This window comes from Parafannyhessea umbonata, assembly GCF_900105025.1.
Lineage (GTDB): Bacteria > Actinomycetota > Coriobacteriia > Coriobacteriales > Atopobiaceae > Parafannyhessea > Parafannyhessea umbonata.
Genome location: NZ_LT629759.1, coordinates 614,687 through 637,541 on the forward strand (window position 1 = coordinate 614,687; position 22,855 = coordinate 637,541).

At 67.1% G+C, this 22,855-nt stretch carries 19 protein-coding genes; 13 read left to right on the plus strand and 6 right to left on the minus strand.

Translation table 11 applies throughout. From position 1 onward, the window contains the following. Window positions 1–50: 50 nt before the first annotated feature. Window positions 51–1,028, plus strand: a complete 978-nt coding sequence (locus tag BLT96_RS02755) for an IS481 family transposase (RefSeq protein WP_090861553.1) — start codon at window positions 51–53, stop codon at window positions 1,026–1,028. Between the two features lie 181 nt (window positions 1,029–1,209). Here BLT96_RS02755 and BLT96_RS02760 read toward each other — a convergent pair whose 3' ends face one another. Further along, entirely contained in the window at window positions 1,210–2,691 is a 1,482-nt protein-coding gene (locus tag BLT96_RS02760; RefSeq protein ID WP_090861555.1) for a DUF1846 domain-containing protein, read from the minus strand. An 878-nt stretch (window positions 2,692–3,569) separates the two neighbouring features. Here BLT96_RS02760 and BLT96_RS02765 point away from each other — a divergent pair. The 3 genes from BLT96_RS02765 (at window position 3,570) to BLT96_RS02775 (ending at window position 5,963) form a co-directional block, all read left to right on the plus strand. Continuing rightward, on the plus strand, window positions 3,570–4,223 hold the full coding sequence (locus BLT96_RS02765; RefSeq protein ID WP_090861557.1) for a GNAT family N-acetyltransferase: 654 nt from the start codon (window positions 3,570–3,572) through the stop codon (window positions 4,221–4,223). 113 nt (window positions 4,224–4,336) lie between these two features. After that, complete coding sequence (locus BLT96_RS02770) at window positions 4,337–5,434, plus strand: nucleoid-associated protein (RefSeq protein ID WP_090861559.1); 1,098 nt, start codon at window positions 4,337–4,339, stop codon at window positions 5,432–5,434. A 58-nt stretch (window positions 5,435–5,492) separates the two neighbouring features. After that, window positions 5,493–5,963: a SixA phosphatase family protein gene (locus tag BLT96_RS02775; protein ID WP_157692125.1), complete on the plus strand. Its 471-nt coding sequence runs from the start codon at window positions 5,493–5,495 to the stop codon at window positions 5,961–5,963. A gap of 72 nt (window positions 5,964–6,035) precedes the next feature. Here the strand turns inward: BLT96_RS02775 and larE are convergent, their stop codons facing one another. Further along, window positions 6,036–6,908, minus strand: a complete 873-nt coding sequence (larE, locus tag BLT96_RS02780) for an ATP-dependent sacrificial sulfur transferase LarE (RefSeq protein WP_090861563.1) — start codon at window positions 6,906–6,908, stop codon at window positions 6,036–6,038. A 167-nt stretch (window positions 6,909–7,075) separates the two neighbouring features. Between larE and BLT96_RS02785 the strand changes: the two genes are divergently transcribed. Then, on the plus strand, window positions 7,076–7,867 hold the full coding sequence (locus tag BLT96_RS02785) for a prepilin peptidase (protein ID WP_090861565.1): 792 nt from the start codon (window positions 7,076–7,078) through the stop codon (window positions 7,865–7,867). Window positions 7,868–7,869: 2 nt separating this feature from the next. Here BLT96_RS02785 and BLT96_RS02790 read toward each other — a convergent pair whose 3' ends face one another. After that, window positions 7,870–9,525 carry a YfcC family protein gene (locus BLT96_RS02790; protein WP_090861567.1) on the minus strand — a complete coding sequence of 552 codons (1,656 nt, stop codon included), beginning with the start codon at window positions 9,523–9,525 and terminating at the stop codon, window positions 7,870–7,872. A gap of 383 nt (window positions 9,526–9,908) precedes the next feature. On the opposite strand from BLT96_RS02790, the gene BLT96_RS02795 reads away from it, so the two are divergent. Further along, the gene (locus BLT96_RS02795; protein WP_090861569.1) at window positions 9,909–11,084 is read left to right on the plus strand and encodes a coiled-coil domain-containing protein; all 1,176 of its coding nucleotides are present in this window, start codon (window positions 9,909–9,911) and stop codon (window positions 11,082–11,084) included. Between the two features lie 111 nt (window positions 11,085–11,195). On the opposite strand, the gene trhA is transcribed toward BLT96_RS02795, so the two are convergent. The 3 genes from trhA to BLT96_RS02810 all read right to left on the minus strand — a co-directional run bounded on the left by trhA (window position 11,196) and on the right by BLT96_RS02810 (window position 13,933). After that, the gene (gene trhA / locus BLT96_RS02800) at window positions 11,196–11,867 is read right to left on the minus strand and encodes a PAQR family membrane homeostasis protein TrhA (protein WP_090864140.1); all 672 of its coding nucleotides are present in this window, start codon (window positions 11,865–11,867) and stop codon (window positions 11,196–11,198) included. A gap of 41 nt (window positions 11,868–11,908) precedes the next feature. Further along, complete coding sequence (locus tag BLT96_RS02805) at window positions 11,909–12,259, minus strand: hypothetical protein (protein ID WP_090861571.1); 351 nt, start codon at window positions 12,257–12,259, stop codon at window positions 11,909–11,911. Window positions 12,260–12,358: 99 nt separating this feature from the next. Beyond that, the gene (locus tag BLT96_RS02810; RefSeq protein WP_090861573.1) at window positions 12,359–13,933 is read right to left on the minus strand and encodes a C69 family dipeptidase; all 1,575 of its coding nucleotides are present in this window, start codon (window positions 13,931–13,933) and stop codon (window positions 12,359–12,361) included. A gap of 199 nt (window positions 13,934–14,132) precedes the next feature. On the opposite strand from BLT96_RS02810, the gene BLT96_RS02815 reads away from it, so the two are divergent. The 7 genes from BLT96_RS02815 (at window position 14,133) to BLT96_RS02845 (ending at window position 22,851) form a co-directional block, all read left to right on the plus strand. After that, on the plus strand, window positions 14,133–15,161 hold the full coding sequence (locus BLT96_RS02815; protein ID WP_090861575.1) for a 3-deoxy-7-phosphoheptulonate synthase: 1,029 nt from the start codon (window positions 14,133–14,135) through the stop codon (window positions 15,159–15,161). Between the two features lie 141 nt (window positions 15,162–15,302). Further along, complete coding sequence (locus tag BLT96_RS02820; protein WP_090861577.1) at window positions 15,303–18,638, plus strand: ABC transporter ATP-binding protein/permease; 3,336 nt, start codon at window positions 15,303–15,305, stop codon at window positions 18,636–18,638. 119 nt (window positions 18,639–18,757) lie between these two features. Beyond that, on the plus strand, window positions 18,758–19,339 hold the full coding sequence (locus BLT96_RS02825) for a DJ-1 family glyoxalase III (protein WP_090861579.1): 582 nt from the start codon (window positions 18,758–18,760) through the stop codon (window positions 19,337–19,339). A 1-nt stretch (window position 19,340) separates the two neighbouring features. Continuing rightward, window positions 19,341–20,732: a Y-family DNA polymerase gene (locus tag BLT96_RS02830; protein ID WP_245719309.1), complete on the plus strand. Its 1,392-nt coding sequence runs from the start codon at window positions 19,341–19,343 to the stop codon at window positions 20,730–20,732. Beyond that, a complete protein-coding gene (locus BLT96_RS02835; protein WP_157692126.1) occupies window positions 20,725–21,093 on the plus strand; it encodes a YolD-like family protein in 369 nt (122 codons plus the stop codon). The genes BLT96_RS02830 and BLT96_RS02835 overlap by 8 nt, the downstream gene beginning before the upstream one ends. Before the next feature lie 178 nt (window positions 21,094–21,271). Then, complete coding sequence (locus tag BLT96_RS02840) at window positions 21,272–22,072, plus strand: HAD hydrolase family protein (protein ID WP_172824970.1); 801 nt, start codon at window positions 21,272–21,274, stop codon at window positions 22,070–22,072. 77 nt (window positions 22,073–22,149) lie between these two features. Further along, window positions 22,150–22,851: an ABC transporter ATP-binding protein gene (locus tag BLT96_RS02845; RefSeq protein WP_090844188.1), complete on the plus strand. Its 702-nt coding sequence runs from the start codon at window positions 22,150–22,152 to the stop codon at window positions 22,849–22,851. Window positions 22,852–22,855: the final 4 nt, after the last annotated feature.

A 22,855-nucleotide genomic window follows, 5' to 3' on the forward strand; every position in this document is an offset into this window, starting at 1 on the left:
ACTCCCCCAAGCTGTGACTTGTCGAAGGTTGCAGCGAGAGGAGCCCCCCCTTGTTCCAGCATTCTAACTCACGGCTCACGCCCCGCGGGCGGCAGAGGCTCGTCGAGCGCGTCCGCGCCGGCGAGAGCGTGTCCGCCGTCGCCCGGGAGGCGGGCGTGAGCAGGCAGACGGCCCACAAGTGGATCGCGAGGGCCGAGGCGGGCGAGCCGCTGTCGGACCGCCGCAGCCGCCCCTCGCGCCTCGCGAGGCTCACGCCCCCCGACGTCGAGGCGAGGGTCGTGGGGGCCCGCCGCGCCCGCCTGCTCGCCCCGCTCGCCCTCGCCGCCGAGACCGGGGTGCCCGCACGCACCTGCGCCAGGATCGTCGCGCGCAACGGCCTGCCGCGCCTGGCCGACGTCGACCGCGTGACCGGCGAGCCCAGGAGGCGCGGCCCCGTGACCCCGCGCCGCTACGAGAGGGAGAGGCCCGGCGAGCTCGTGCACGTGGACGTAAAGAAGGTCGCGAGGGTCCCCGACGGCGGCGGCTGGAGGGCGCGCGGCGCCGACGCCCTGCGCCACGCCGACTCTGGGGCGGGCACCGCCTGCCTGCACGTGGCGGTCGACGACAGGAGCAGGGTGGCCTACGCCGAGCTGCTCGGCGACGAGCGCAAGGAGACCTGCGTCGCGTTCATGGGTCGCGCCCGGGACTTCTACCGCGGCCTCGGCGTCGAGGTCGAGCGCGTGATGACCGACAACGGGCCGGGGTACCGCTCTCGGCTGTTCAACGAGTGGCTCGCGGCGTCCGGCATCGAGCACAGGTACACCAGGCCCTACAGCCCCTGGCAGAACGGGAAAGTGGAGCGAATGAACAGGACGCTCGCGCAGGAGTGGCAGTACGCGCGCGCCTACGCGAGCGAGGGTGAGAGGGCGGCAGCCCTCTCACCCTTCATCGACCGCTACAATTGGGCCAGGCCCCACGGCGCCTGCGGCGGCCTCCCGCCGATGTCACGCATCGTCGGTGTAAACAACGTCATGGCACACAACAGCTAGCGGCAGGTACCGGGGCTAACGGGAAGCATCGGGACTAACGGGAAGGCCCGGGTTCCGCGGACGGAAGCGTCCGGCGGGCCCGGGCCCTCTTTCGCGCGTGGCGCCGACGCCTTCCGCGGGGCGTCTGGCTTGCGGCTCTTGCGCCCCGCTGCGCCTTGGCCCTCTAGCCGCGCCTTGGCACCTAGCCGTGGTAGTAGGTTCCGCGCTCGAACTTGGGCTCGCAGCACACGTTGATGCCGAGCTTCTTGTAGACGGCCTCGTCGGTGCGCGAGATGATGACCGAGAAGTACGCCGTGCAGCCCCTGAGCGCGCTCGTGGCCGCAATCACCTGCTCTGCCAGCGGGTTCGTTGCGGAGCTGATGGAAAGCGCTATGAGCGTCTCGTCCGAGTGCAGGCGGTGGTTGCGGCTGTGCAGGTGCTCGGTCTTCAGGCGGCCAATGGGGACCAGGGCCTCGTCCGAGACCACGAAGACCTCGTCCGGCACGCCGGCCACTCGTTTGAGCGCGTTCAGCAGAAGCGAGGATGCCGCGCCCAGGAGCCGGGACGTCTTGCCGGTGATGACAGATCCGTCGGGCAGCACCATCGCGCCGGCGGGGAGCCCGGTGACCTCCTCCTTCACGAGTGCCGCAGCGTGCGCGGGGTTGTAGTTCTCGTCCACGCCGACCTCCTTCATGAGAAGGGCGATGCGTGCGAGCTCTGCCTCGCCCTGCCCCGTGCGCTCCAGGCGCTCGGCCTCCCAGAAGTAGCGGCGCACGATTTCGTTTCGCGCCGCCTCCTGGCACACGCCGTCGTCGCAGATGCAGTTGCCCACCATGTTGACGCCCATGTCGGTGGGGGAGAGGTACGGGCTCTTCCCCATGATCTTCTCCATGATCGCCTTGAGCACGGGAAAGGTCTCGACGTCGCGGTTGTAGTTCACGGTAACCTTGCCGTAGGCGTCCAGGTGGTACGGGTCGATGATGTTGCTGTCGTCCAGGTCCGCGGTCGCGGCCTCGTACGCCACGTTCACGGGGTGCTTCAGGGGCAGGTTCCACACGGGGAACGTCTCGAACTTGGCGTAGCCGGCGTCGATGCCGCGCTCGTGCTCGTTGTACAGCTGCGAGAGGCACACGGCGAGCTTGCCGGAGCCGGGGCCGGGCGCCGTGACCACCACGAGGGGCTTGGTGGTCTTGACGTACTCGTTCTTGCCGAAGCCGTCGCCGGACACGATGAGGTTCACGTTCGTGGGGTAGCCCGCGATGGGGTAGTGGCGGTACACCGAGACGCCCATCTGCTCCAGGCGCGTCTGGTAGGCCTCGGCTTTCGGCTGCCCGGAGAAGCGCGTGATCACGACGCCGCCGATGGCGAGGCCCATGCCGCGGAACACATCCATCAGGCGCAGGACGTCGTCGCCGTAGCTGATACCGATGTCACTCCGGCGCTTGCCCTGCTCGATGTCGTTCGCGTTCAGGGCGAACACGACCTCCGCGTCGTCTGCCAGCTGCCTGAGCATGCGCGCCTTCGAATCTGGCTCGAAGCCCGGGAGAACGCGGCTCGCATGGTAGTCGTCGAACAACTTGCCGCCGAACTCCAGGTAGAGCTTGCCGCCGAACTGCGCGATGCGCTCGCGTATGCGCGCTGCCTGCGTGTCGATGTACTTCTGGTTGTCAAAGCCCGTCTGCATGGGTGCGTCCTTCGTCTTGGGGTGCGCCTGGTGCGCCGAGTGTGATGCGGTCGCCACTAGCCTACACCATGGCCGGGTGGGTCACGGTTACGTTAAGGGGCTGCACCGGACACCTACGGACGTCAGTGCCCGCACGTACGTGCATCTGTGCCGTTTGCGGACGAAGTTGTGCCGCTCACGCAAAGGACCACCTATCTGTGTACATTTGCCTGAGGTTGGGTAATACTTGCAGTGAAAAGAAAAAGCCGCGCGGAAACCTATCGGCGGCCGGACAGGGAGGTGATGCCAGTGAACAGTGAAGAGTGTTTTACCGGGTCCTTCGCGAACGGCATCGCGCGTCCCGTCTTAGCCTAGCGGCCGGCAGTATCGGCCAACGTCAGCGGATCGGATTCGCAAAGTCCTAACAGAGACAGACGGCAGAACCGGCCGTTCGCGAAAGTGACCAGAACGCCACCCGATGAGGCGTTGCGAGTCACCGCACGTTCCCTAGTACGAGGGCATTGCCCAGCAGGGCGTGCCCGAGCCAAGGGGGAGAGTCCAAAGTACCAGCAAGAGTAGTTACCCCTCGGGAGGACGGCCGAAAGGCCGTCCTCCTTTTACGTCAGGCGGTGCCCATGCCCTCGTTCGCCTGTACATGGGCACATGGATTCAGCTATCTGTTCACCACATGGGTGGTCATTCGAATATTGATAGAACTGCCCGATGATGGTAACGTTTTGACCCTTGTGGGGCGTTCTGCCTGCGGAAAAGTTCGTACCGCTCGGGCAGTTAGTCGTACCGCTCGGGATAATTATGCGTCATTATGGTAGGGAAGTTCGACTTCACTCTGCAGGACGAATTTTCCATGCGATAGATGACATGAGAGAAGCTGCGAGGCTATGGACATCGATACGAACGAGAGGCCCGAGATCACCTATCGGCCTTTCACCGAGGCGGACTTCGATGCGGTCGCAAAGGTCTGCGCTCGCACATGGGCGTCCGACGTCGAGGGCGTGTACGACCGCATAACGTTCGGAAGGGTACTGACGGCGGGCTCGCTCAAGCGCTCGCAGTTCTCGTTCGTGGCACAGCAGGGCATCAAGGTCGTAGGGGCCTGCTTCGGAGGCTTCACGACAGATGGCGCCATCATCGTGAACGAGCACTGGGAGCAGCGCTTCAAGGAGCTCATGGTGCCCGCGCGCAAGCGTGCGAAGATCGGCGGTCCGTCCGTGGAGGAGCTGCTGTTTAGCCGCCTGCGCATGTACACTACGGCGGACGTGTTCATTTCCCGCGGGTACAGCAACGCGGACGCGGAGCTGAACCTCTGCGTCGTGGACCCCGCCGCGCGCAACCAGGGCATAGGCTCGGCCATGCTGGAGGAGGCGGTCATGCGCTTCTGCGAGCACGGCGCCCGCGGGTTCTTCACGATGCTCACGAAGAACTCCGACTGCCAGTTCTCTGAGCGTGCGGGTCTGAAGCTCATCCAAGAGAAGCGTGGCGTGTACGGGGACCCGAACGCGGGCGTAATCTACCTGTACGGCAGGCGCCTGTAGCCACGGGCCGCGAACGCCGTCGCCGCGCCCTTCTCGCCCGCGGTGGTATGCTGTCTCGGCACACAGGCCGCGCGAAGCGGCAGGCCAAGACACTACCCAGACGGTGATAGAACATGATGCACATAGCCCACGCCATCCTGCACGCCTTCGACTTCGAGTCGGGCAGCACGTCCTTCTCGCAGCGCGAGCTTGACCTGGACGCGCGCGCCGTGAAGTCGTACGTGCAGCGCCACATGCGCAAGATCAGCTCCAGTGCGGAGAACAGGCACGGCGAGTTTTCCGCGGAGAGCGGGTTTGCGGACGCGTTGCGCGGCTATGCGCAGGGGCAGATTGGCTTCACGGAGATTTCCCAGCAGGTTGCGCAGTACCTGTGGGAGGAGCTCAGGCGCTGCGACGACCTGGAGGAGTGCGACCTTCTGGTGTGCGACTTCACGGACACGCAGGACATGAAGGCGCGAGCGGATGCGGCCGGCGACGGCGAGGCGGCGCAGGCGTTTGCCGAGGCGGCCGAGCAGGCGGACGTGGAGGACCTGAGCCGGCGCTACTTCGCGGCGGTGCTGCTGCCCAGGAAGCAGGCGTTCATCCACGACCTTGGCGCGGACGCGACGGGCGCGCCGCAAAACCAGATCCTGCGGCAGGACTCCACGCTGCCGAGCCCCACGCAGAAGGTGGAGAGCTACGTGCTGGTTGACCTGGGCGACTTCTCGATCGACTTCCACGACAAGGTGCGCACCGTGGGCACACAGGAGCGCCAGATCATTCCCGAGGGGCTGCTGCAGTGCTCCGTTCAGGCCTCGAGCCGCGAGGTGGTGGAGGCGGTCGAGAAGATCGTGGCGGACGTGGCCGAGGAGGCCGGCGTGAACGTGACGGAGGCCGTGGCCCACGCGAAGGCGGTGGTGCAGTCGAGCGCGGAGGTGGACGAGGCGTTTGCCCCCGAGGAGGTGGGTCGGCGCGTGTTCGAGGACGAGCCGGAGCTCCAGGAGCGCTACGAGCGCGTGACGCGCGAGAAGGAGCTGCCGGAGGAGGTGCCCGTAAAGCGCGGCGTCGCGAACCGGCTGGCGAAGAACCACAAGATAAAGACCGACACCGGCATAGAGATCACGTTTCCCTCGCAGTACGCCGCGGACTCTAACTACATCGAGTTCACGACGGACTCGGAGGGATTCGTGTCCATCCTCATCAAGAACGTGGGGAAGATAGAGAACAAGTAGCCGCCGCGCAGGGCGGGGCGGTGCCGGGGCGCCCGGCATGGCGAGAGCGGGAGGAACCATGGTCGACCTGTTGGTGCTGGTGAGGCATGGCAAGGCGGAGCCGAAGGGGCCCGAGGGCGACCTGGCCCGCGAGCTGACGCCGGACGGCGTGGCTGCGCTGGAGGAGGCCTACCCTCGCATCTTTGCGACGCTCGAGCCGGTCGGCGAGCTGGAGCTGTGGTCGAGCCCGGCGGCGCGCGCGGAGCGCACGGCAGAGGTGGCGGCGGACGCGCTGGGCGTGGACCCCATGGACATCGTGGTGCACGACAGCCTGTACGAGCAGGACGAGGACGGCTTTGTGATCGAGCTTTCGTGCGTGGACGGCGGCACGGTGGTGGCTGTGGGGCACGTGCCGTTCATGCGGAACATGGTGGAGCGCCTGTGCGGCGAGGACGTGCCGTTTGGCAAGGGCACCGTCGCCGCGATCGACTTCCCGACGGGAAGGCTGGCCGCGGGCCAGGCGCGCCTGCTGTGGCTGCGGGAGGCCTAGGCGCGGGCCTGGCTGCAAAGCCCACCGCCGCGGCAGTGGCTTTGCATCTGGCGGCGGGCTGGGCCACTGCCGCTAGGCCCTTGGCGTTTTGGCATCCGGCGCGCCGAGGGCCTCGTTCATGGAGCCGGAGCGGAAGCCCGCGAGGTCGCAGCTGACGTACAGGAAGCCCAGCTCGCGCAGGCGCGTCGCGACTTGCGTTCGCACGGGGTCCGCGCACAGGCGCGCGATGTCTGCGGCGGGCACCTCGATGCGCGCGAGCTGTCCGTCCGCGCCGTGCACGCGCACGCGGAGCTGGCCAAAGCCCAGGGAGTGGAGAAACACCTCCGCCTTGGCCGTGCGCTCCAGCTTCTGGGCGTCGATCTTCTCGCCGTACGCGAAGCGGGACGACAGGCACGCCGCGCTGGGCTTGTCCCAGGTGGGGAGGCCCATCTGGCGCGAGAGCTCGCGGATTTCGGCCTTGGTGAGGTGGGCGTGGCGCAGCGGGCTCTTGATGCCGAGCTCGCCGAGGGCGCGCAGGCCCGGTCGGTAGTCGCCGAGGTCGTCCTCGTTGGAGCCATCGGCCACGAAGCGCAGGTCGTGCGCCGCCGCGACGAGCTTCAGCTCCGAGAAGAGCGCGTGCTTGCAGGTGTAGCAGCGATCGGGGTGGTTGTCCGCGAAGCCCGGGACCTTGAGCTCGTCGAAGTCGACGGCTGCGTGGGGGATGCCCCGCGTCTGGCAGAGCTCTTGCGCCTCGAGGAAGTCTGACTGTCCCATGCCGCGGATGTGTGCCGTGAGGGCGAGCATGTGGTCGCCGAGCACGTCGTGCGCGACCGTCGCGAGGAGGGTGGAGTCGACGCCGCCGGAGTAGGCGACGGCGACGCCGCCGAGCTCGCGCAGGTATGCGCGGAGGTCTTCGAGCTTGCGTGCGAGGTCTTGCTGCTGTGCCGTCGGCTGTTCTGGATCCATTCCTATCCCCCTGTTTCTTGCGTCTAGCTGCGGCTGCGACGCGGTTTTTGCGATTGTATCGCGCTTGTCTTTCGCGCGGGCGCGTGTAGCAGTGATTTAACCGTTTTGCGTGCATCTGATGGCGCGTGCGGGCGCGTAGAATCGGGACACCCGGGGGAGGGAGGCCGATGGTGCGTTTGGGACTTGGTGCGTGCGTGGCGTGGGCGCTTGCGGGTGCGGCGACCGGCGCGCTTGTGGGGACGTGGGCGCTGCGCGCCGCGTGGGATGCGCGGGGGTGTGACGCGGATGCGGGGCGTCGGCGGCCGGCGTGCGCGGGCATGGCGCTCGCAGGGGGCCTTGCGCTGGGGGCGCAGGCGTGGGCGCTTGCGGGAGGCGGGATGCCCGGCATGGGGGCCGTGGCGCGTGGCGCCGGCTCACCGGAGGCCGTGGGGACGATGGTGCTGTGCGGCTGCCTCGTGGCGCTCTCTGCGTTCGACCTGGTGCAGATGAGGATCCCGAACGGCGCGCTTGCCGTGGCCGTGGCCACACGGGTCGTGTGCTTGGCGTGGGAGGGCGTTGCCGGTGGGGCTGGCCCTGCCGAGGCGGCGCTTCGGACCATGGCGCGGATGCTTTGCGCGGCAGGCGTGCTGGCGGCGGGCATGCTCTTCTCGATTGCGACGGCCCGCGCGCTGGGGGCGGGATGCGTCGGCGGCGGGGACGTGAAGCTCGTGGCGGTGACGGCTCTGTACCTGGGACCTGCGCAGATGGCGCTCATGCTTGCGCTTGCGAGCGTGCTGGGGCTGGCGTTTGGGCTCGCCTGGGCTCGCCGGGGCCGTCGAAACCGTCACGTGGATACGCGACGCGGGCCCCACGGCACGCGAAAGGACGCGTTTCCGTGGGGCCCGTCGTTGGCGGCTTCGTGCTGGGCGGCGCTGCTGCTTGGCGAGGGCGGCGCCCGCGTGCTCATAGGCGTGGGCTAGCGCTACAGGATCATCATCGCGGCCGTGAGGATCGCGACGGAGAGCACGCCGATTACGACGATTGGCTTCCACGCCCAGCGCAGGTACGTGCCGTATCCCACGTGCGCGAGCATGAGTCCGGGCAGGAAGATGGCAGTGGGAGAAAACAGGTTCGCGAGGCCGTTTGCCGCGACGAAGATCATCACCACGACGTCGGGCGAGAAGTGCAGGACCTGTGCGAGCGGCCCCATGATGGGCATGGAGACGGAGGCCAGCGCCGAGGTGGAGGTGATGATGATGGAAAGCCCCAGGTAGACGAGGTAGCAGAGCGGCGTGAAGACCATGGCGGAAAGCCCCTGCAGGCTGTGGGACGCCGAGGTGAGGATGAGCTGGTCCAAGCCGGACATGTTCATGAGGAGCTCGATGGCGCGCGAGAGGCCCACGATGAGCGCCACGCCGACCATCTCTCCCGCGCCGCCGATGAACGCGTCGACGGTGTCCGCCTCCGAGAGGCGCGCGACGAGGGCGATTACGATGGCCATCACGAAGAACCAGGTGCTGGCCTCGTTGAAGTACCAGTCGCCGATGGAGGCGCCGGTGAGCCAACCCGTCCAGCTCTGGGAGTCCTCGACGGTTGAGGTGGTCGTGGCCTTGGTGCCCTTGGAGATGGAGGTCATGGTGCCGTACTTGTCCGCACTCGTGTCGTTCCAGTCGCCCTTGACGGCGCTCGCGTCGAGCTGTTGGGTCTCTTCGTGCGAGGACGCGCCGGCATCGAACACGTTGACGCCGAAGTCGCCCCAGGGGACGAAGCCGGCGATCATCACGACGAACGTGAGGGCGAAGAGGACGAGCGTCACCTTCTGAGTACTGGTGAGGGTGGAGTTCTCCCTGGTTAGAACCTGGGAGTTGTCCTTGCCGCCAAAGGCCTCGTCGCAGGCCTCCCGTTCCTGGAGCGAGAGGATGGATGAGCCCTTGTCGCGCTGGACGCGGCGGGCGTAGCGCAGGATGAAGAACAGGGAGACGCCGTATGCCATCACGCAGAGGAGCGCACCGAGGGCGATGATCGTGACCTGGTTGCACTCGATACCCTTGTCGTGGAGGCTCGCGATGGCGACGCCGTTGGCGAACGGGTTGACGGTGGAGCCAAGGCAGCCGACGCCGGCGCCGAAGAGCACTGTGGCCGACGAGACCATGGTGTCGTATCCGGCGAGGTACATGACGGAGCCGAGCAGGGCGTAGAACGGGATGGTCTCCTCGCAGAAGCCGTATGCGGAGCCGAGGACGGCGAAGATGGCCATGATGACGGGAACGAGGACGAGCTCACGGCCCTCGAGACGCCTGACGAGCGCGCGGATGCCGGTCTCGATGGCGCCCACCTTGTTCACGATGCCCATGCAGCCGCCGAAGATGAGGAGGAAGAGCGAGATCTCGATACCGTCGAGCACGCCCTTGACCGGGCTGGAGATGATGTCCGAAACCTTGACCGCCGTGACCTTGGGCGTGACGCGCGCGATGAGCATGGTGGCGACGCCGATGACGACGGTGATGAGGAGGAGAATGGTGTACGAGGAGATCATCTGGTGCTTCCTCTTGCCCCGGGCCTTGCCCTCCACGTCTTCGGGGGCGTTTGGTAGGTTGGGGTCTGGTGCGGCCTCCTGGCTGAGGCTATGGTCGCTCATGGCGAGACGACTCCCTTCTTTCCGCAGGTGGCCGGCTGCCGCGGCATTGCATGGGGATGGGTGCTGGAGTGCCTCGACGGTAATGCCGGCGCTTCGTCGGGCACCGGGCGACAGTCTATATTTGTAAGCGTAATATTTCAATAAAGTTACAAGAACATTTCTACGAACTGGGAAGTCGAGCCTCCGAGCGGCAGGAATCGAACGCGCTGAGCGTTGTTCGCCGCATCAGAGGGGGGAGGTTTATGCATATGAGAAGGCCGGGCGGCGCCTTGGGCTGATGTGAAACTTGCGGAAAGGGACGAGCGGGCGTACGGGGGAGGGTAGTATCCTATTCCACGTGTGGTTTTAGAGCCCGAACGCAGAACAAACGAACAGGGGACCCCTTGGAACTCAACAACATCTCTCGCAGGGACGCGCTGAGGATATTTGCGGGTGCCGGTCTTGCCACCGTGCTGCCCCGCGTCGCCCTTGCCGTGGACCAGAAGGACGTTGACTCGACGAACGCCCAGATCGAGGAAACGAAGAGGCAGGTGTCGAAGGTGCAGAGCGAGCTCGACGACATCGCCGCCGAGTACGAGAAGCTCTCGAAGAAGCAGTCTGACACCCTCGATGAGATCGAGCGGACGCAGGGGAAGATCGTCGACGTCGAGAAGGACATCAGCGAGAAGGAGGACGAGCTCTCCGAGAAGAAGGAGCGCCTCGCAAAGCGCGTTTCCGAGAGCTACCAGGCGGGGGCGACCGGCTTTCTGGACGTGCTCTTCTCGTCCGCGTCCTTCGAGGAGCTCGAGTCCAACGTGTACTACATGGACAAGATCAGCGAGTCCGACAGCAGGATGATCCAGGAGGTCAAAGGCCTGAAGGCGGAGCTCGTGAGCCAGCGCGACACGCTGCATGAGCAGAAGGCGCAGCTGGAGAGCCTCTCCGCCACCCAGCAGAAGCAGCTGAAGGAGATGGAGTCGAAGCAGGCGGAGACGCAGAGCGTGCTCGCCGGGCTTTCCGACCAGGAGAAGAAGCTGATGGACCAGCGCGACTCCGAGCTGGCCGCCATGGCGAAGGAGAAGGCGGAGCAGGCCGCCGCCGCGAAGGCCGCGGCTGCCGCTGCGGCCGCGAGGAACTCCGCGGGCTCCGGCGCAGGCGCTGCAAACGTGACGGGGACGATCTCTGGCGGCGGCGCCACGACGGGATCTCAGCAGGCCGTGGTGAGTGCGTGCCACACGACGCCCTCGCCGGGACTGGGCCTGTGCGCCATGTGGGTGTCCCAGGTGTTCAGCAACGCGGGCTACGGATACGCGAGCGGCAATGCGTGCGACATGTACAACGCGTGGTGCACGAGCTCGAACCGCGGCGACCTGAAGCCCGGCATGATCGTGGCCGTGTCGTCGCACGCGCACACGTCCGCGGGCAGGATATACGGCCACATAGGCATCTACGTGGGCGGCGGCATGATGATGGACAACGTGGGCTACATCAGGACCATCAACGTGAACGAGTGGATCGGCTACTACGGCACGACGGTCACCCCGCGCTGGGGCTGGCTCATGGGCATCAGGCTGGGGTAGCCGTCCGCGAGAGTCTGGCGAAACGGGCGGGGCCGGCAACAGATCGCGATCTGTTGCCGGCCCCGGCTTTTACGTCTTGCGGGCGGAATCTAGATGCGCCTGGCAGTGGCGCTACACGACGAACAGCAGTGCGGAGAGCGTGATGCAGGTGGCGCCCGCGAGCACGAAGAGGTGCCACACGAAGTGGAAGTACGGCACCCGCTTGACCACGTAGAACACGCAGCCGACGGTGTAGCAGAGGCCGCCAGCGAGCAGGAGGCCGAACGCGGCGGACGGAAGCAGGCGCGCGATGTCCGCCACGTGGAAGATGACGAGCCATCCCATGGCGAGGTACACGAGGGCGGAGACCCACTTCGGCTGACGCTCGCGCAGGAAGCACTCCGCCACGATGCCGACCGCAGCTATGACCCAGACGGTGACGCCGAGCTGGACACCGCCCTCGTTCGCGAGGGTGATGAACGCGAACGGCGTGTAGCTGCCGGCGATGAGCAGATAGATGGCGCTGTGGTCCAAGATCCTGAACACGGCCTTTGCCGCCCTGGGGCGAAGTGCGTGGTAGAGGGTCGAGAACAGGAACTCGAGCACGAGCGAGGCGCCCATGAGGACGGCGGGAACCACGTGGGCGGCGCCCCCGCCCGACATGGCCGCGCGAACGACGAGAAGAACGAGCGCCGCTATCGAGAGGAGGGCGCCGACACCGTGGCTCACGGCGTTCGCGATCTCCTCGCCCGTGCTGTACTGGCGTGGTGCCCTTCCGAGCGTTGCAGCGTCTCGAGATGCCATGTTCTTCTCCCTTGGTTGCGAGGCGGCGTTGCGAGGCGGCGTCACAGGATGTCCTTTGGGTCGTCGAAGTCCTCGCTCGGCCGGTCCGGCCGGTTGTACCATGCGGTGACGCGGGCGTTGCTCTGCTCCCTCATCTGGTGCTCGATCCAGGTGTTCCTGTTCTGGACGATGGCGAGCATCTCGTCGACGACCTCCTCGACGCTGCCGGGGTGGGCGCTCATGAGGTACGTCGTCATCTGGCGCATGGCCTTGGCGGACTTGAGCTCGCCGGACATGACGTAGGCGAGCTCCTGGGGAAGCCCGAGGCCGCGCGTGGCGCGCACGAGCGCCCGGTAGGCGAGCTCTCGCTCGTCCGGGGTGCCGGCGCCTGGTGTCTGTGCGGTAATGCTCACGATGCTCCCAAATGGTCGAGGGCGCCGGCCGAGTCCGTGGCAGCGGCCGGCGCCTGGCGGTGACGTGTCCGGGCGCCCTTCGCGAAGGCGCCGGCGTTGCTAGTGGTCGCTCAGGGCGAACGCGTTTCTCATGCCGAGGCTTGCGGTGAGAAGGACGTCATCCAGGGTCTTGTCCGTCTGCTCACGCAGCATGTCCGCGATCCTGGCGTTCGCCTCCTCGAGGACGGGCGTTGCCTCGCGGTAGGCGAGGGGCGTGCCGTCGCCGGCGACCTTGCGGTCGTACTGTGCGACGAGGGCGTGGCCCTTGGACGTGACGGCCTCGTTGTAGTGCTCGATGTGACGAGAGCAGCTGTTGAAGTGCGCGTCGGCCATGGCCGCGATGATGCGGTTTGCCCAGTAGAAGCTCTCCGTCGTCACGTGCGGGGTCGTGTTGGCAAGGTAGTCGGGCGTAGCGTCCACGTTCGCGAAGAACGGCACGAGCGCGTTGAACGCGTTGCTGCCGTAGGCCATCCACTGGATCGCGCGGCAGGACTCCGGCGCGTACGGGCGAATCTGGATGACGGCGAGCTGACCGTTGCGGTTGATGCCGATGGGACGGTAGGCGCCGCGCGTGGACGCATCGCCGCGATCGCCGTACGGGTCGTACGGCGTGCCCTGGTAATGGAGCGACAGCGCGTACTTCACGTCCTCGATCGTGAGCTTGCGCTGCGGCGTCATGCACCAGGGGATGTCGTCGTCCTCCGGGTTCCAGCCCGCGTTGGGGTCGTCCCAGCCAAGGCCCGGGTTCAGGAAGCGGTGCATGGCCCAGGCGCGCGGCGTGTTGTACACGTGGTCGGAGTCGCTGTGGCTGCCGAAGGCGTCGCGTGGGTTGAAGAAGCGGTGGCTCGCGTCGGGCCAGGGGTCTTCCGCCACCTCGTCCCCGTCGCCGTCCACGAGCTCGACCACGTCGAGCGAGAGGTCCAGGTGGTTGGCGTCCATCCACTCCGCAAGGTCCGCGGAGCACATGTGGTCGACCTTCTCGCCCAGCGCGTCGGTGAGGTCGAAGTCGTCGATGCCGAGCTGGTTTGGCATGGTGACGTAGCAGTCGTCCGGCACGCGCTTCGCGATCCAGTGGTGGCCGCCGACGGTCTCCATCCACCAGATCTCGTCCACGTCGGAAAACGCGATGCCGTTCATCTCGTAGGTGCCGTAGCGCTCCAGGTAGGAGCCCAGGAGCTCAACGCCCTCGCGCGCGGAGTGGGCGTAGGGCAGGACGATGGTGACCATGTCCTCCTCGCCGATGCCGCCGGCGACCTCCGACTCGTAGCCGTCCTCGCCGGGGTTGCCCTTCGCCCTCACGAGCTCTACCAGCGGGTCCGCGCCAAGCACGCGCTCGTTCGAGGTGAGGGTCTCCGTCGCGCTCATGGCGACGTTTGCCGTGTTCACGCCGGCCTCGGCCCAGATGCCGTCCTTCGGGGTGGCGTCGGGGACGGAGGTGTAGCGCATGGGGTCGTCGGGAAGCTCGATCTCGACGTGGCTCAGCACGGAGCGGTAGTGGCGCGGCTGGTCCTTGGGCTGGATGACGACGAACTTCTTCGGGGTGAACACGCCGCCGGGTGAGTCCTCGTTGCGCGCGATTATGGTCGAGCCGTCGTAGCTCGCCTTCTTGCCGATGAGCAGGGTGGTGCAGGGCATGTGTGCCTCCATCGGGTCGTGTGTGGCATGACCCTTGTATGGTACCCGTCATGAGCCCGTCTGGCCCGCGCGCGGAAAAAGGCTCCAAATGTTAACCTTGCCGACAAGCGCACGTAAGCACCCCGTGCGAAAATGCGCAGACCGCGACGTACCGATGCCGCGCATCACGCAAAGCCAACGCTCCCCGGAGGAGAAGAACATGTCTATGGAGTTCAAGCGCCGCCTTCCCATCCCCATGGAGATCCGCGAGGCCATGCCGCTCTCGCTGGAGATGACCAGGCGCAAGGAGGCGTTCGACGCCCAGGTGGCCGCCGTCATCCGCGGCGAGGACAAGAGGGTCCTGCTCATAATAGGGCCGTGCTCGGCCGACCGCGAGGACTCCGTGCTCGACTACGTCACGCGCCTTGCGGCGCTGCAGGAGCGCGTCGCGGACAAGATCCTGATGGTCCCGCGCGTGTACACGAACAAGCCGCGCACGAACGGCACGGGCTACAAGGGGCTGCTGCACAACCCGGACCCGGAGGGCGCGCCGGACCTTCTGGAGGGCGTGAGGGCCATCCGCCGCATGCACCTGCGCGTGGTGGAGGAGACGGGCATGTTCACGGCGGACGAGATGCTCTATCCCTCAAACTACCAGTACCTGGTGGACGTCCTGAGCTACGTGGCCGTGGGCGCGCGCTCCGTCGAGAACCAGGAGCACCGCCTGGTGGCGGGAGGCATCCCCGTGCCGGTGGGCATGAAGAACCCCACGGGCGGCTCGACCTCCGTGATGCTGAACTCCATCTATGCGGCGCAGGCACCCCAGGACTTCATCTTCCGCAACTGGGAGGTCCACACGACGGGCAACCCCCTTGCGCACGCGCTGCTGCGCGGCTACGTGGGGCTCGACGGCATCAACTACCCGAACTACCACTACGAGTACCTGGAGCGGCTCGCGATCGCATACACGCACGGCAGATACGAGAACCCGGCCGTCGTGATCGACTGCAACCACGACAACTCCGGCAAGCGCCCGCAGGAGCAGCCGCGCATCGTGAACGAGGTGCTGGACTCCGTGCACCGCTCGCCCGACATCGCGGGCATCTTCCGCGGCTTCATGGTGGAGTCGTACCTGGTGGACGGCAACCAGCCCGTCGGCGGTGGCGTGTACGGCAAGTCGATCACGGACGCCTGCATCGGCTGGGAGGGGACGGAGCGCCTCGTGCTCGACATGGCGGAGCGCGTGTAGGCAGCCGCGTCCTGCGCGTGGCCCCATCCCCCTGGGGTTGTGTGCGCGTGGTGGAGCCTTGCGGGGCGTCGTGGCCTTGCGGGAGCCGGCGGGGGGCGGACATGGGTATCCTACCCCTGATAACTTCCTGAAGGGAACCGCATGCTCCAGCTCAAGAACATCCGCAAGGCCTACAAGACGAACGACTTCACGCAGGTCGCCCTGGACGACGTGTCCGTGGCGTTTCGCGACAGCGAGTTCGTCGCGATCCTGGGGCCCTCGGGCTCTGGCAAGACGACCATGCTCAACGTCCTGGGCGGCCTCGACCGCGCGGACTCCGGAGAGATCGTCATCAACGGCGTCTCGACGAAGGACTACTCGTCCAAGGACTGGGACACGTACCGCAACCACCGCGTCGGCTTCGTCTTCCAGAGCTACAACCTCATCCCGCACCAGACCGTGCTCTCCAACGTGGAGCTCGCGCTCACGCTCGCGGGCGTCGGCCGCGCGGAACGCCGGCGCCGCGCGACGGAGGCTCTGGCTGCCGTCGGCCTTGCCGACCACGTGCGCAAGCGCCCGGCTCAGCTCTCCGGCGGGCAGATGCAGCGCGTCGCCATCGCGCGCGCCCTCGTGAACGACCCGGACATCGTGCTCGCGGACGAGCCGACGGGCGCCCTCGACACCGACACCGGCATCCAGGTGATGAACATCCTGCGCGACGTGGCGCGCGACCGCCTGGTGGTCATGGTCACGCACAACCCGGAGCTCGCGGAGAGCTACGCCACGCGCATCGTCCGCGTGCGCGACGGCCGCATCGTGGACGACAGCGACCCGATCTTGGCCGACGAGCCCGAGGCCGCGTCCTTCTCGCCCGCGGGCGACGCAGCGCAGGCGCCGCTTTCCGCAGGGCGCACGGGCGAGAAGGACAAGGGCGGCCGGGCGTCGATGGGCTTCCTCACGGCGCTCTCGCTCTCGTTCAACAACCTCATGACGAAGAAGGGCCGCACGTTCATGACCGCGTTCGCCGGGTCGATCGGCATCATCGGCATCGCGGCGATCCTGGCGCTGTCCAACGGCGTGAACCACTACATCGCTCGGACGGAGGAGGGCGCGCTCAGCAGCTACCCGCTCACCATCACGAAGAGCAGCTTCGACTTCTCGAAGCTCATGGGCTATGGCATGAGCGACTCCGGCACCGGCACGTCCAAAGGGAACGGCGCAAGGCGTGCGAAGGGCAGCGACGACATCCCGCAGCGCGCCATCGTCACGGACATGTTCGCCCAGGTCAAGAGCAACGACCTCGGCTCGTTCAAGAAATATCTTGACGCGCACCGCAAGAGGGTGGCGCGCTATGCGAACGCCGTGGAGTACGACTACGACGTGACGCCGCAGATATACATGGCCGACACGTCGAAGGGCGTCACGCGGCTGAACCCCTCCAGCGTCGCGAGCACGCTGCAGGGCGGCGTCATGGGGTCGGCGCTCACGGGCGGAAGCTCCTCAACCGGAACGTTCACGCAGCTCGTGGGCGACGAGCGCCTCCTGCGCAGCAACATGAGCCTCGTGAGGGGCGCGTGGCCGAAGGCGGCGGACGAGGCCGTGCTCGTGCTGAACCGCAAGGGCGAGGTGAGCGACTACACGCTGTACGGCATAGGCTTCTACGACCCCCAGAGTATGCAGAAGATGACGGACGAGGCGCTTGGCGGCCAGAAGGTGGAGGTCTCGCGCAAGGACCGCCGCGACTTCACGTATGACGACGCGCTGGGCATGACGTTTGCCGTGGTGCCGTCCGCGAACCTCTATCAGAGAAACGACGCCCAGGGCACGTGGACGGACATGTCCGAGGACGAGGCGTACATGAGGCGGCAGGTGCAGGACGGCATCAAGCTCAAGATCGTGGGCGTCATCAGGCCAAAGGGCGACGCGCAGTCCGGCCTCGTGAAGGAGGGCGTCGCATACACGCCGGCGCTCACCCAGGAGCTCATGCGCCGCGCCGCCAGCTCGCAGATCGTACGCGAGCAGCAGGCTAGGCGGGACGTGGACGTGTTTACGGGCAAGACGTTTGAGGAGCTACGGCAGTCCCAGGAGAGCTTCGACATGCGCAAGATGTTCACGGTGGACCAGGACGCGCTCAAGCGCGCGTTCACCATCGACACCTCCGCCGTGACTGCCGCGGCCGGCGGCCTCGACTCCTCGGCGCTCGACCTCTCGGGCGTCTCGCTCGACCAGGCGGGCTTCGACCCCTCGGCCATGACCCTCGACACGTCCGCCCTCGACAACGTGCTGAGCGCGGACACCGTGCAGGGCATCCTGAGGGGAGTCGAGCCCTTCTCGGCATATGCCGAGAAGAACGGGCTCACGCTGACCGACGAGCAGAACCAGGCGGTGGACAAGGCCTCGACCGCGCTCGTCACGGGCTACCTCACCTGGCGGCAGGGCGTGGCCGAGGGGGCGGACTCCTCGTGGGACGCGTACTCGCAGACGCCGGAAGCCCAGAGCGTGCTTTCGCAGCTGAGGGCGGACCTCGGAGACGACGCGTTCGCAAGCGCGAGCGCGCTGTACCAGCAGTACATGGGCTACGTGGGCGACTACGTCAAAGGCCAGGTGGACGCCCTGGTGCAGCAGGCGGCGCAGGTCATGGCGACGCAGCTTGCGAGCCAGATGTCCCAGCAGGTGAGCGCGGCGACCCAAAGCCTGGGCACACAGCTCTCCGCCGCCATATCGCAGCAGGTCGCCGGCAGGATGGCCGCGCTTTCGGGTGCGCTGCAGAACGGCTTTTCCGTCGATCCGGAGGCGTTCGCGAGCGCCATCCACCTGAACATGACGGCGGACGACCTGCGCTCGCTTTTGAACAACTACGCGAGCGCGGGCAAGCTCACGTACGACTCGAACATGCAGAAGCTCGGCTTCGCGGACGCGTCGAGCCCGGAGTCTATCAGCATCTACCCCAAGGACTTCGCGGCCAAGGAGTCGCTGCTCAAGGTGATAGACGAGTACAACGACGCGAAGGCCGCCAAGGGGCAGGACGGCCAGAAGATCCAGTACTCCGACGTCGCCGGCTCGCTCATGAGCTCCGTCACGGACATCGTGAACATGATCTCGATGGTGCTCATCGCGTTCGTGTCCATCTCGCTCGTGGTGAGCTCCATCATGATCGGCATCATTACGTACATCTCGGTGCTGGAGCGCAAGAAGGAGATCGGCGTCCTGCGCGCCATGGGCGCCTCGAAGCTGAACGTCGCGAACGTCTTCAACGCCGAGACCGTGATCGAGGGCCTCATCGCGGGCGTGCTCGCCATCGCGGTGGTGCTCATCGTGCAGGTTCCCGTGAACCACGCGATGCTCGCGTGGAAGGGCATCCCCGACATCATGATGCTCCCGTGGACGGGCGCGCTCGCGCTCATAGGCATCAGCGTGCTGCTCACGTTCTTGGGCGGGCTCGTCCCGTCCACGAAGGCGAGCAGGAACGACCCGGTGGAGTCGCTCCGGAGCGAGTAGCGCCGCGCGGGCGCCGGGCGCATTTGCGTCCGGCGCTTGCGGTATGCTCGTATGCGTCAGCCGAGGCGGCCGTCGTGCCGCGGGGCCCGCGACCTGGGTCCGGGATTTTGGAGGTAGGCATGTTCAAGGCACAGACCGAGAAGCGCGTGGCGGTCTTCTTCGCAAACGGTCTCGAGGAGTGCGAGGCGCTCGTGCTCACGGACCTTCTGTTTCGGGCGGGCGTCCCGTGCGACAAGGTGTCCATAACGGACAACCTCGCTGTCACGTCCAGCCACGAGGTCACGGTGGTGTGCGACCGCACGATCGCGGACGACGACTTCGACTTCGACGCGTACGACATGCTGGTGCTGCCTGGCGGCATGCCCGGTACGAAGAACCTGCGCGCATGCGAGCCGCTGTGCGATGCGGTGCGCGCGTTCGCCACGTCTGGCCGCACGGTCGCCGCCATCTGCGCGGCGCCGTCCATCCTGGCGGAGCTGGGCCTGCTCGAGGGCAAGTCCGCCACGAGCAACCCCAATTTCCAGCACGTTCTTTCCGAGCACGGGGCAAGGGTGCAACAGGGCGCCGTCGTTACGGATGGCAACCTCATGACGAGCAAGGGCCTGGGCACGGCCGTGGAGCTGGGCCTCGAGCTCGTGCGCCACTTCCTCGGCGACGCCGCCGTCGAGGACGTGAAGCGCAAGATCGTCTACCAGGGCTAGCGTGGACGTGCGCGACGCCCCCCGGGCCTCGACGCCCGGTACTTCTCGCCAGCGACAATACCTGGTAATCGACCTCAAGAGCTTCTATGCCTCCGTCGAGTGCGTGGAGCGCGGGCTCGACCCTATGACGACGGACCTTGTGGTGGCGGACGCGTCACGCACGAAGAAGACCATTTGCCTGGCCGTCTCGCCCTCGCTCAAGGCGAAGGGCGTGCGCAACCGCTGCCGGCTGTTCGAGGTGCCGGAGGGGCTGGACTTCATCATCGCGGCGCCGCGCATGCACCTGTACATGGAGCGCTCGGCGGACATCTACTCCGTCTACCTGCGCTACGTGGCGCCGGAGGACATGCACGTGTACTCCATCGACGAGGCGTTCCTGGACGTGACCGGCTACCTTGACCTGTACGGGTGCACCGCGCGCGAGCTGGGCGAGCGCATCCGCGAGGACGTGGTGCGCACGACGGGCATCCCCGCGACGTGCGGCCTGGGCACGAACATGTACCTGGCAAAGGTGGCGCTCGACATCACGGCGAAGCACAGTCCGGACTTCTTTGGCGTGCTGGACGAGCAGACGTATCGCGACACGCTGTGGACGCATCGTCCCATCACGGACTTCTGGCGCGTGGGCCCCGGTACGGCGCGCCGCCTGGCCGAGCTTGGCATCCACACCATGGGACAGCTCGCCGTGCACCCGCAGGAGCCGCTGTACCGCGCGTTTGGCGTGGACGCGGAGATCCTGATAGACCACGCGTGGGGCCGCGAGCCCGTGACCATTGCGGACATCAAGGCGTACCGGTCCAAGGACAAGTCGCTCTCGTCCGGGCAGGTGCTGGGCCAGGACAGGGACTTTGCGGGCGGCCTTTTGGTGGCGAAGGAGATGGCGGACGACCTTGCGCTGCAGCTGGTGGAGAAGGGCTTGGTGGCGCGGGGCGTGAGCATCGCCATAGGGTACCGCCTCTCCGCGGGAGAGAAGGACGAGCTCCGCCGGCAGGCAGCCGCCCAGGGGGCGGACGGCCGCGCGGGGGAGCACGGCGCGCGCGTGCGCTGGGGCGAGTTCGCCGAGGGAGGGAGCGTCCGCCTCGCCGTGCCCACGAGCTCGCGCGCGGAGGTCATGCGCGCCGCGACCGCGCTGTTTGAGCAGGTGGCAGACCGCGGGCGGCCCATACACCGCCTGACGATGACGCTTTCGGGCGTGACGCCGGAGGGCACGGGCGAGCAGATGGGACTGTTTCAGGACGGCGCCCAGCTGGAGCGCGAGCGCCGACGCCAGCAGGCCATAAGCGAGGTAAAGCGCAGGTTTGGCAAGAACGCGCTCCTGAAGGGCATGGACCTTCTGCCCGAGGCCACCCAGCGCGAGCGCAACGGGCAGATAGGGGGTCACCGCAGTGGCTAGCAGGGCACCCGCCCCGGGCGGGCACGTGGTGCGCCGCCCGCACATGCCCATGAGCGAGCGCGCGAAGATCTTCATACCGTTCGACCCGCTTCCGGGCTACCGCCAGATGCTGCGCGAGCGCGAGGAGGAGCTGCTGAACGTGCCGCGGGTCGACCTTTCCGACGAGCAGCGCGAGCGGCTGTCACGCCAGATTCGCGAGCTGGAGCCCGGCCAGCTGGTGGCCGTGACGCACTACGTGGACGGCCGCTACGTCAAGACCGTAGGCTGCGTCAGCCGCGTGATGGTGGCGGATGGCCTTTTGTGCGTGGTGGGCGAGAAGATCCCCATCGATTCCGTCGCCACGATCGAGGACGCGGAGTAGGCGCTGCGGCACCGCGACCGCCCGCGGGGGCGCACGTTCACGCCATCACCACGTAGATGCCGCTTTTCTGCAGATGGGCGGCCGAGGTCGGCTTTTGGTGGAAGATGTCTTACGCATGGGGCATAACAAGCGACGTTGGGCGGCATCGCCGCACGCTCGCAGAGGGAAGGACATCGGCTTGATCAGACTCGTACTCGTAGACATGGACCGTGCCCTGGGGACCCGCGACGGCAGGCCGCTTGAGCAGGCCGTGCTCGAGCGCCTCCACAAGGTACTGCACGCCGGGGTCCTGCTTGCCCCCATGACGGCGCGCGACCGCGCCCAGGCGCTTGCGCTGCTTCGCGGTGACGAGTCGTGCCTGCAGAATGCCGTGCTCCAGGACGGAGCGCGCCTCATCGTGGGCGGCATGCCGCTTCCCGGCGCCGCGTCGCGTGCGGCGGGAGCCCGCGCGCTCATGCGCCGGCTGGGCGTCGCGCCGGAAGAGGTGCTGGTGCTGGGCGGCGCGAGCGCAGACGCGGAGCTCCTCTCGGCGTTGCCGAACTCCGTCACCACCCGCGACTCTTCGCAGGCGGCGCGGACGTGCGCGCGCACCGTGGTCCCGGGCGTGCGCGAGGACGGCGTCGCGGCGCTCCTGGACGACGTGGCGCAGGCCGCGCAGTGGGGAGAAGAGCCTGCGTTCCTGCGCGAGGCCGGGTCGGGTTCCGGGCCGCGTGCGGAGCTTGGCGCCGAGGCGCCCGTAGAGACCGCGAAGGGACATGACACCGTGCCGCTGCTTGCGGGTGCGGCCGTCGTCGTGGCAAGCTTCGTGGCATACCTCTCGGACACCTTCCCCTCGATTGCGGGCATGATGGTGCTTTCCGTGGGCCTGCTCGTGGGCGTCGCCCTGTTCTACATGGGGCTCTCGCAGCGCCGCGACGCCCGGAAGGCGCGCAAGGCCGCACGGGCCGCCCGCGCGGACGGCAGCCGGCCCCGCCGCTAGGAGCTGCCGCCCGTCTGCCGCAGGTGGTTTGAATCGCCCTTCTCGCCGTGACAGAATGGTGAGCAGGGGTGCTTCGCATGTCATTCGTGGAGTTCGAGGACGTCCGCAAAGTCTATCGCACCGGCGAGGTTGAGGTCCGCGCGCTTGACGGCATGAGCTTCTCGATCGAGCGCGGGGAGCTTGCCGTCATCGTCGGGCCGTCCGGCGCCGGCAAGACCACGGTGCTCAACCTGCTGGGCGGCATGGACTCCTGCACGTCCGGCACCATCCGGCTTGATGGCCGGCTCGTGAGCGCGATGGACGAGCGCGCCCTGACGCAGTACCGCCGCCACGACGTGGGCTTCGTGTTCCAGTTCTATAACCTGGTCCAGAACCTCACCGCGCTTGAGAACGTGGAACTGGCGAGCCAGATCTGTCGCGACCCGCTGCCGGCGGCGGACGTGCTTGCGCAGGTGGGCCTCGCGGATCGCAGGGACAACTTTCCCGCGCAGCTCTCCGGCGGCGAGCAGCAGCGCGTCGCCATCGCGCGCGCCCTTGCGAAGAACCCGAAGCTGCTGCTGTGCGACGAGCCCACGGGCGCCCTCGACTACCGTACCGGCAAGCAGATCCTGGGACTTCTGCAGACAACGTGCCGCAACACGGGCCACACCGTGGTCATCGTGACGCACAACCTTGCGTTTACGCAGATAGCAGACCGTGTTATTCGCGTGCGAGAAGGGCGTGCCGCCTCCGTTAAGACCAATCTGCATCCCGCGGACGCCCAGACGGTTGAGTGGTAGGCGA

Excerpts from the sequence above, each read along its gene's own strand:
- BLT96_RS02760 (WP_090861555.1), bottom strand. The coding sequence starts at position 2,691 with ATGCAGACGGGCTTTGACAACCAGAAGTACATCGACACGCAGGCAGCG.
- BLT96_RS02765 (WP_090861557.1), top strand. The coding sequence starts at position 3,570 with ATGGACATCGATACGAACGAGAGGCCCGAGATCACCTATCGGCCTTTC.
- BLT96_RS02770 (WP_090861559.1), top strand. The coding sequence starts at position 4,337 with ATGATGCACATAGCCCACGCCATCCTGCACGCCTTCGACTTCGAGTCG.
- BLT96_RS02775 (WP_157692125.1), top strand. The coding sequence starts at position 5,493 with ATGGTCGACCTGTTGGTGCTGGTGAGGCATGGCAAGGCGGAGCCGAAG.
- larE (WP_090861563.1), bottom strand. The coding sequence starts at position 6,908 with ATGGATCCAGAACAGCCGACGGCACAGCAGCAAGACCTCGCACGCAAG.
- BLT96_RS02785 (WP_090861565.1), top strand. The coding sequence starts at position 7,076 with ATGGTGCGTTTGGGACTTGGTGCGTGCGTGGCGTGGGCGCTTGCGGGT.
- BLT96_RS02790 (WP_090861567.1), bottom strand. The coding sequence starts at position 9,525 with ATGAGCGACCATAGCCTCAGCCAGGAGGCCGCACCAGACCCCAACCTA.
- trhA (WP_090864140.1), bottom strand. The coding sequence starts at position 11,867 with ATGGCATCTCGAGACGCTGCAACGCTCGGAAGGGCACCACGCCAGTAC.
- BLT96_RS02810 (WP_090861573.1), bottom strand. The coding sequence starts at position 13,933 with ATGCCCTGCACCACCCTGCTCATCGGCAAGAAGGCGAGCTACGACGGC.
- BLT96_RS02815 (WP_090861575.1), top strand. The coding sequence starts at position 14,133 with ATGTCTATGGAGTTCAAGCGCCGCCTTCCCATCCCCATGGAGATCCGC.
- BLT96_RS02820 (WP_090861577.1), top strand. The coding sequence starts at position 15,303 with ATGCTCCAGCTCAAGAACATCCGCAAGGCCTACAAGACGAACGACTTC.
- BLT96_RS02825 (WP_090861579.1), top strand. The coding sequence starts at position 18,758 with ATGTTCAAGGCACAGACCGAGAAGCGCGTGGCGGTCTTCTTCGCAAAC.
- BLT96_RS02845 (WP_090844188.1), top strand. The coding sequence starts at position 22,150 with ATGTCATTCGTGGAGTTCGAGGACGTCCGCAAAGTCTATCGCACCGGC.